Here is a 6361-nt window from a genome sequence, read left to right as displayed (position 1 = left end):
GTGCGCCGCTCGCCATGGCCAGCCGCTGCGGGGCGCTGGCGCCGAGCCACGAGCCCGGCAGGTCGGCCCCGCCGGGCCGCCGCGATGCTCGCCCGCGCGCGGGGAGCTCCAAGCGCTTCCCTCGGACCCGCCTGAGCGGCGGGTCCGGCTCGTAGCGGCGAAGGTCTCGCGGCGTGGCTCACTCTAGCGAGGCTCACCCCGCAATGGCCCCCCGCTGCCGCGCAGACTCCTAGGAAGCTTGCTTCTCGGCAGCCTTGCGCCTGGGTAGCCGAACCAGAAGCGCCGGGAGGAGAGTCGCATCGGCGACAAGGCACAGGACAAGAATCGCCGCAGTCAGAAGGCCTAGATTTCGTGTAAAAGTGAACTCTGAGAGACCCAGGATCAGGAACGAGAGAGAAACCACAGCGGTCGAGTAGACCACTGCGGGGAGTGCTTCGGCCAGCGCCGTCTGAACGGCATCACGCAGCCGATCACCGTTATCCGTTCGTTCAACAAACCTCGTCATGACATGGACTGTGTCATCTACTGCGATTCCCAGCGCCAGGCTGCCCACGAGCACGGTTCCGGCATCAAGTGGAACCTGAAGGGCCCCCATTGCACCGAAGACACCTGCAACCGGGAGAACGTTTGGGGCAAGTGACACCAGGGCAAGTCTTGGCCAACGGAATATCGCCAGAAGGATTATGCCTATGGCCGCGACGGCAAACGCTAGTCCGCGAAGTTGCCCCATCGCTATCTCGTCTTCAGCCCGAGCGTACTCGAACATGATGCCAGTCGTTTTTCCTTTGAAGCCTGCCGGACCATTCGTCTCCCACCATCGATCCGCTTCTTCCGCGATTTTCCGGAGATGGTGGGATCCATTGTTGTTCGCACGAATCACGATATTTGCGTGTTTCCGATCCGCGGTTACCAAATCGCTCAGGCGTTCTAGGGAGTCCAAGACGACTAGGTATTGCTCCACCAAAGCATCGCTATCAGGCAATGGCTGAGATTCATCGCCCAAGAACCCACCGTGAATCTGCCGAAGAGGGTCCGCGATCGACAATACCTTCCCTACGTCTTCCCTTGCCTCGAGGTGGCGAGCCAACGCGTCGATGGCCTCAAGGGGGTCTTGGCCTACCACGGAAGCTTCGGCTGGGGCGTTGACGACAAAATTGATCGGACTTATTCCCGAGAGAAGCTCTCTGATTGCATCGTAGTCGTCACGAACCGGGTTGCCGGGAGGAAGCCATTGCGTCGCGTCTGTTTCGACTCGAATCGCGGTAACGCCCGCGGCGATTAGCGGAACAAGAAGGAGCCAAGCGCCGATCGAGGCCCGATTGCTTGCAAGCTGGCCTAGCAACCTTGGCAGCACCGTCGTGAGCCAACCCGAACCCGCGGGCCGCCTGCACACGGGCGATAGGAAACTCAGGCACGCGGGGACCAGCGTGAGCGCGGCAGCCGATACCACGAGCACACCTAGCCCGCCGAACCCGCCAACAAAACGGACCGCATCGATCTTCACGAGACCGATAGCCCCAAAACCAACAGCGGTAGTCAGGCCAGAGAGCGCGATGGGGAGCGCAGATGGCGTGATCGCAGAGATGACTGCGCCACGGTCGGCCATTCGCGCGGGCAGGATGAGATGCATCGAGTACGCGCAACCAAGGGCCAAGACCACTGAGGGAAGGATGATGGTCGTAATGGTCAGCGGGCTTTCGAGGTAGCCCATCGCTGAAAGCATCGCGAAGGCCCCAACAACCCCAGGGAGCAAGCAGGAGATGGCGACCGCCACCGAGCGATAGATCGCCCAGAGAACCACCAAGAGCACCAGTCCGGTAAACGGAGCGAAAAACAGGATCTCCGATCGGGTTCGTCCGTTGGTTTCCACGCGAAAGACTGGGACGCCAGACACAGCCCCGCCCAATGGGCTTGCGAGGGCCCTAGCTTGCGAAACAAGGGCCTCATGAACCCCCTCGGCGTTCTCCTCAAGGACCAGATTCACCGCGAGGGTGCGATTGTCGGCCGACACAAGGCTCCGTGGAGCTACGCGGTCAAGCCGTAGGCGAACTTCCACGTCTTGTGTTGTTCGTCCTGGCATAAGCGCTGGTTCCATCTCCAGCGCCCCGCTCTCCTCTGCATGGATCACCGGGACAGTCGCGATGCTGTCGACCCGGCGAATCCCAGGCAAATGGGCAGCGGCCCGAGACAACTCTTCTATCGAGCTCAGAGATTCGAGAGAAAACGGTGACGTAGGCGGCAGTGCAACCACGAGGATTTCATCCCCGCCAAAGAGACCTTGGCTCTCTTGATAGAAACTCCAGGCCTCGTCAGATCGATCCAACACACTGTCAGTGGAAGTATCGACCGAAAGGCGAAATAGTCCTGGCACAAGCACGAGGAGAATGAAGAGCCAACACGCGATGGCGGCACTCGGACGCGTGTAAGCCAGCTGAACCAGCGCTGTCGGAAGGCGGGCACGATCACGGTGGCCTGCATTCTGCATGTTGAGGTGCCTAGGACTTTCGCAGGTTTATCGCGAACGAGCGGATAGCAAATACGCCTGGTTCGCGCGTCCAAAGGCTTGAACCACAGTGTCAACCTCGAACCCGCTAGCCCGAATCATCGCAACTAGCTCGGATTCGCTCCAAAATTGAAAAACACCCCGTTCTTCGAAGTCCAGAAGCTTTGCTGCATCGTTGATGAAACTCTGGAGCGATTCTTCGAGGCCTAGCTCTCCGTCTCGCCCGAACTGCTCTCGTCCAAGCCCGGATTGGAGTTCCGAGACGGTATCCACGCAGATCGTAGAAGTATCTGCGTCCCGCTTGAGGCATGAAACAACCAATCGGCCACCGGGTACCAAGATCCGGCGGACTTCTGCGAGTACATGTTCGGGCCGTGCGAGGTAGTTTAGCACTAAGGAACTGAGCACGGAATCAACTGACGAATCAGGGAGAGGGATGAACTGCGTGCCTCCTTCGGGCTGGGTGCTCAGGTCGCACGCGGCGTACACAACCGATGGCCCAAGGTGATGTTTGCCCAACTTCTCCCTGGTCGCTGCGAGCGCTTCCGTCACGAGGTCGACACAAACCACACGGATGCGAGGGCTTGCCTCGTTGGCTGCAAGGTGCAGCGGAAATGAACCGCCTCCCGCACCAAGGTCAAGGACTGTTTGGCCGTCCGTGAGTCCTAGCGCTTCTACTTGAGCCGCCATGAAATCTCTACAAACCGTCGTCGCTGTGACGAGTTCCATGCCCCTTCGGCCGTCGCGCCCCATCACATAGTCACGCCAGAACTCGCCAACGTTGGCCAATGGCGTCTTGATGCGCTCGCGTTCTTCGACGCGCCGCTGCTCGAGCCACGACAACTCGGGCAACGCCGGTGGAACCTCTCTACCCAGGACCATTCTTGCGATCTCCGCCGCAATCAGCTGAAACACTCCTAGCGCTTCTTCGCTTGTGCGAAGTTGGTGCCCGGTCGGAACCTCGATGATCCTGCGGCTAGTCGCGTCACCAAAGGACATCGCCTCGCGAATTCGCTCAAGGTCCATCCATGCATCATCGCGCCCGTGCATCCAGGTAATGGGTGCCTGAATATTCGAGAAATCTCTGCGCGAGTCCTCAAGGAACGCCATCCGATTCTCTATGGCGTCTGTGCCCGCCAGGTCCATATCGACAAGCAGCCCTTGAAGCTCCTGGTATCCGAAGGTCGCTCCTCGCTCTATCGCTCCAAAAAAATCTACGCCGCCGGAAATCACTCTGGTCAAGGATTGGGCGTCGGCCGAGCCAACCACACTTACCCAGCCGTTGAGCCTCTCTGGCTCAGACGCCATTGCTTTTCTTCCCTCGATCGATGCAACGCTGAAAGTCACCAACACCGACGCCGAAGGCCGAAATTCCGGAGTTGACTCCACGAAGTCGAGCGTTGCCCCGATGTCATGGACCCCTTGGCTAAACGTGAAGCGCAGGTATTCGGCTCCAGCCGCCTTGCACACAGGTTCGGTGTGCGATTCCCCCCTTTTTCTTACGCCGTCGTACCGGACGACAACAACGGGCTCTCCAGCGCTATGGAACGTTGCGACGATCGTGGCTGCGAGAGGAAGAAGCGTTTCTTTCGTCCTTCCCCATGCTGGCGGGATCACGACCACCGGTGCCCCCTCGGTTTTCCCCGACCAATTCAGCAGCGCGCAGATCGTCTCCCCGTTTCGGTTTTTGTACCTCTCAATCCGCATTGGTTGATCTATCGACACCTGCGGGGCCAACCCAGCGGGGATCATCTTTTCGTTTCGGCGAGGGCTAGCCGGCCGTTCCACGGCTAGAGAATCTTGCCAGTGCTTCTCGGATGTCGAAATCCCGATTCGGCGCCAACCAGCCTCAATGTGGCGCTCCACGTTCCGGACGCGGCCAAAAAGGCGCCAACTGGTGGGCTCGTGCACTTCTTCCTTGATCGTCAGGTGACTCCCCGGAGAAACAGGCACCTCCGATCCGACTCGCAACCCCATCCCATCGGCGGATCGATCGGTAAGTTCAGCCCGCGCCTGCATCCCGTCGATCGTGACATCCATTCGACGAAGATCGGCCGGTTGCCGATACCGGTCACGCCGCTCGGCCTCGTAAATGACCGCCGGAACTCCGATCGAGAGCCGGTCGACTTCTAAGTTTCCCATTTTCGGCGCAGAGAAAAAATAGGGTCGCCCAGAGAGTTCGAAGTTGAGAAACAGCTGGTTTCGAGAGTCGTCCTCGAAGTTTCGCACTGTGAGAACGACCGTGCTGTCATGAAGCTCGGCGATGGTCGCCGTCTCCTTTTCGCTGTAGCGGTTTGTCGACCGGCTAAGTTCTATCCTGCGGTCGAATAGCTCGCTTAGCAACCGAGCGATTGACTCCGGCGTGTCGATCGCTCGGGGATGCAAGCGGCGCAGATCTGCGCTCGCAATCGGAGTGACAGCACCAGCCACAGTCTCGTTCCTCTCCTGGCGGGCTAAGGCCGATTTGCGATCGCGCGGCGATGGTAGGGTGACCACACGAACTGAGACCAATAGCTCTCGGATAGATCGAGCCAAGCCTCAAGCGAATCAACAGACGAGAGGAAATGCGAGAGGCTCATCATCAACCAGCTCTGTACCGCCTGACTGTCTCGACAGCTCTCGCAGTGCCCTGAAGTGCAGCAGAAGTTAACTGTCTCGAGGTCGGCTGCCCAAGCATTAAAGAGCGGGAGCGTGGGATTCCCGTTCTTTCGGCGTGCTTCGTGCGCAGGGTGATCGATGCTGATGCTCGGACAGACGTCGTAACCGAACTCACCCCACTCCGTTCTTCCCGTAACCAGTGCCCGGATGTAGTAGTCAGTGCTGCGCACTGTATCGGGGTATTTCTCGCGAACTCGGAGGGCTTCTTCAAGAAGCGCGAGGTTGCCGTGGGCAGCGTGGAGCGGGTCGTCGCTGCCGTAGTCGCTGTAGTAGTTGAAAGTCACTTGATTGCCGTTGTCTTCGATCCGCCTGACCGTGCTCTCGATATGCTGCGCGGAGTCATCGCTGAGCGCAAAGATGAAGATGGCCCTGTCATCTCCACGGTAGTTGGCAAGGGCTGTTTCAAAGAGACCCTCTAGCCTGCTGCCGTTGGGATGGTGCCCCCGAATCTGGTCGTCCAAGGGCCCACCGCCGAACAGCGTAAGTGCCACGTTTACATCTTCGAATCCCTCTTTGGGAAGTGCCTGGAGCCCATTCGATGAAACGGTTACGAACGGCATATTGGAGACGAAAGACTCAATTCGCTTGGGAAAGAGCAACGGTTCTCCACCGACAATGAGAGCAGATGTAATCCCGCGCTCTGCCTCCTTGGCAGCGAAATCCTTCCACTCGTGGAGTGACGTCACCTCGCTGGTTGTTCGATCGAAGTCGTATTCGAAGAACCAGCACCCCTTGCAACGGATATTGCATGCATTGGTGAGGTGGTACTCCGTAGTCCTCACCTTCCGGCTCCAGTCGCGGACGGCAGCCAGCCTGGCCGCCAGCTCGGTCTGGCCTTGAAGGAGTTCGAGGAGGCGTTCTTTCACTGATTCGCAGCCCCGTCGTTCCGAGGAGCGATGAGTGAACCCAACCCCTGTGTTTCGCGATCCATCTATAGATCTCCCCAGGGGTGGTAGCTGAGCGCGCACGCAGAAGCAGCTCACACCCACCAGAATCATTGCAGAAACGGCGTTCTATTCTAGCCGGAGTCGTCTTGCGATCCTACCACAATATTTGGAAGGTAAGCGGCCAACCTCGGACGTGGTTGCGGTCCGTATCGCGGGATCTCAGCCTGTGAGCGGGCCGAGAGGTGAGTCGGCGAAGTTCTCTTTCCAAAGCCGGGGCGTGAGTTCGGAGACCCCAGCCTGAGGGTGGACGCTG

General features: G+C 59.2%; 3 protein-coding genes. All 3 read right to left on the bottom strand.

All coding sequences use genetic code 11. The features are described from left to right. Nucleotides 1-229: 229 nt before the first annotated feature. A complete protein-coding gene (locus GY937_09770) occupies nt 230-2128 on the bottom strand; it encodes an MMPL family transporter (protein MCP5056997.1) in 1899 nt (632 codons plus the stop codon). Between the two features lie 384 nt (nt 2129-2512). Next, a complete protein-coding gene (locus GY937_09765; GenBank protein MCP5056996.1) occupies nt 2513-4933 on the bottom strand; it encodes a methyltransferase domain-containing protein in 2421 nt (806 codons plus the stop codon). Nucleotides 4934-4956: 23 nt separating this feature from the next. Further along, nucleotides 4957-6027 carry a radical SAM protein gene (locus tag GY937_09760; GenBank protein MCP5056995.1) on the bottom strand — a complete coding sequence of 357 codons (1071 nt, stop codon included), beginning with the start codon at nt 6025-6027 and terminating at the stop codon, nt 4957-4959. Between the last annotated feature and the right edge of the window lie 334 nt (nt 6028-6361).

This window comes from bacterium, from assembly GCA_024228115.1.
GTDB lineage: Bacteria > Myxococcota_A > UBA9160 > UBA9160 > UBA6930.
The sequence above is the reverse complement of the archived record's forward strand: the minus strand, read 5'-3'. Positions and strand labels throughout refer to the sequence as shown.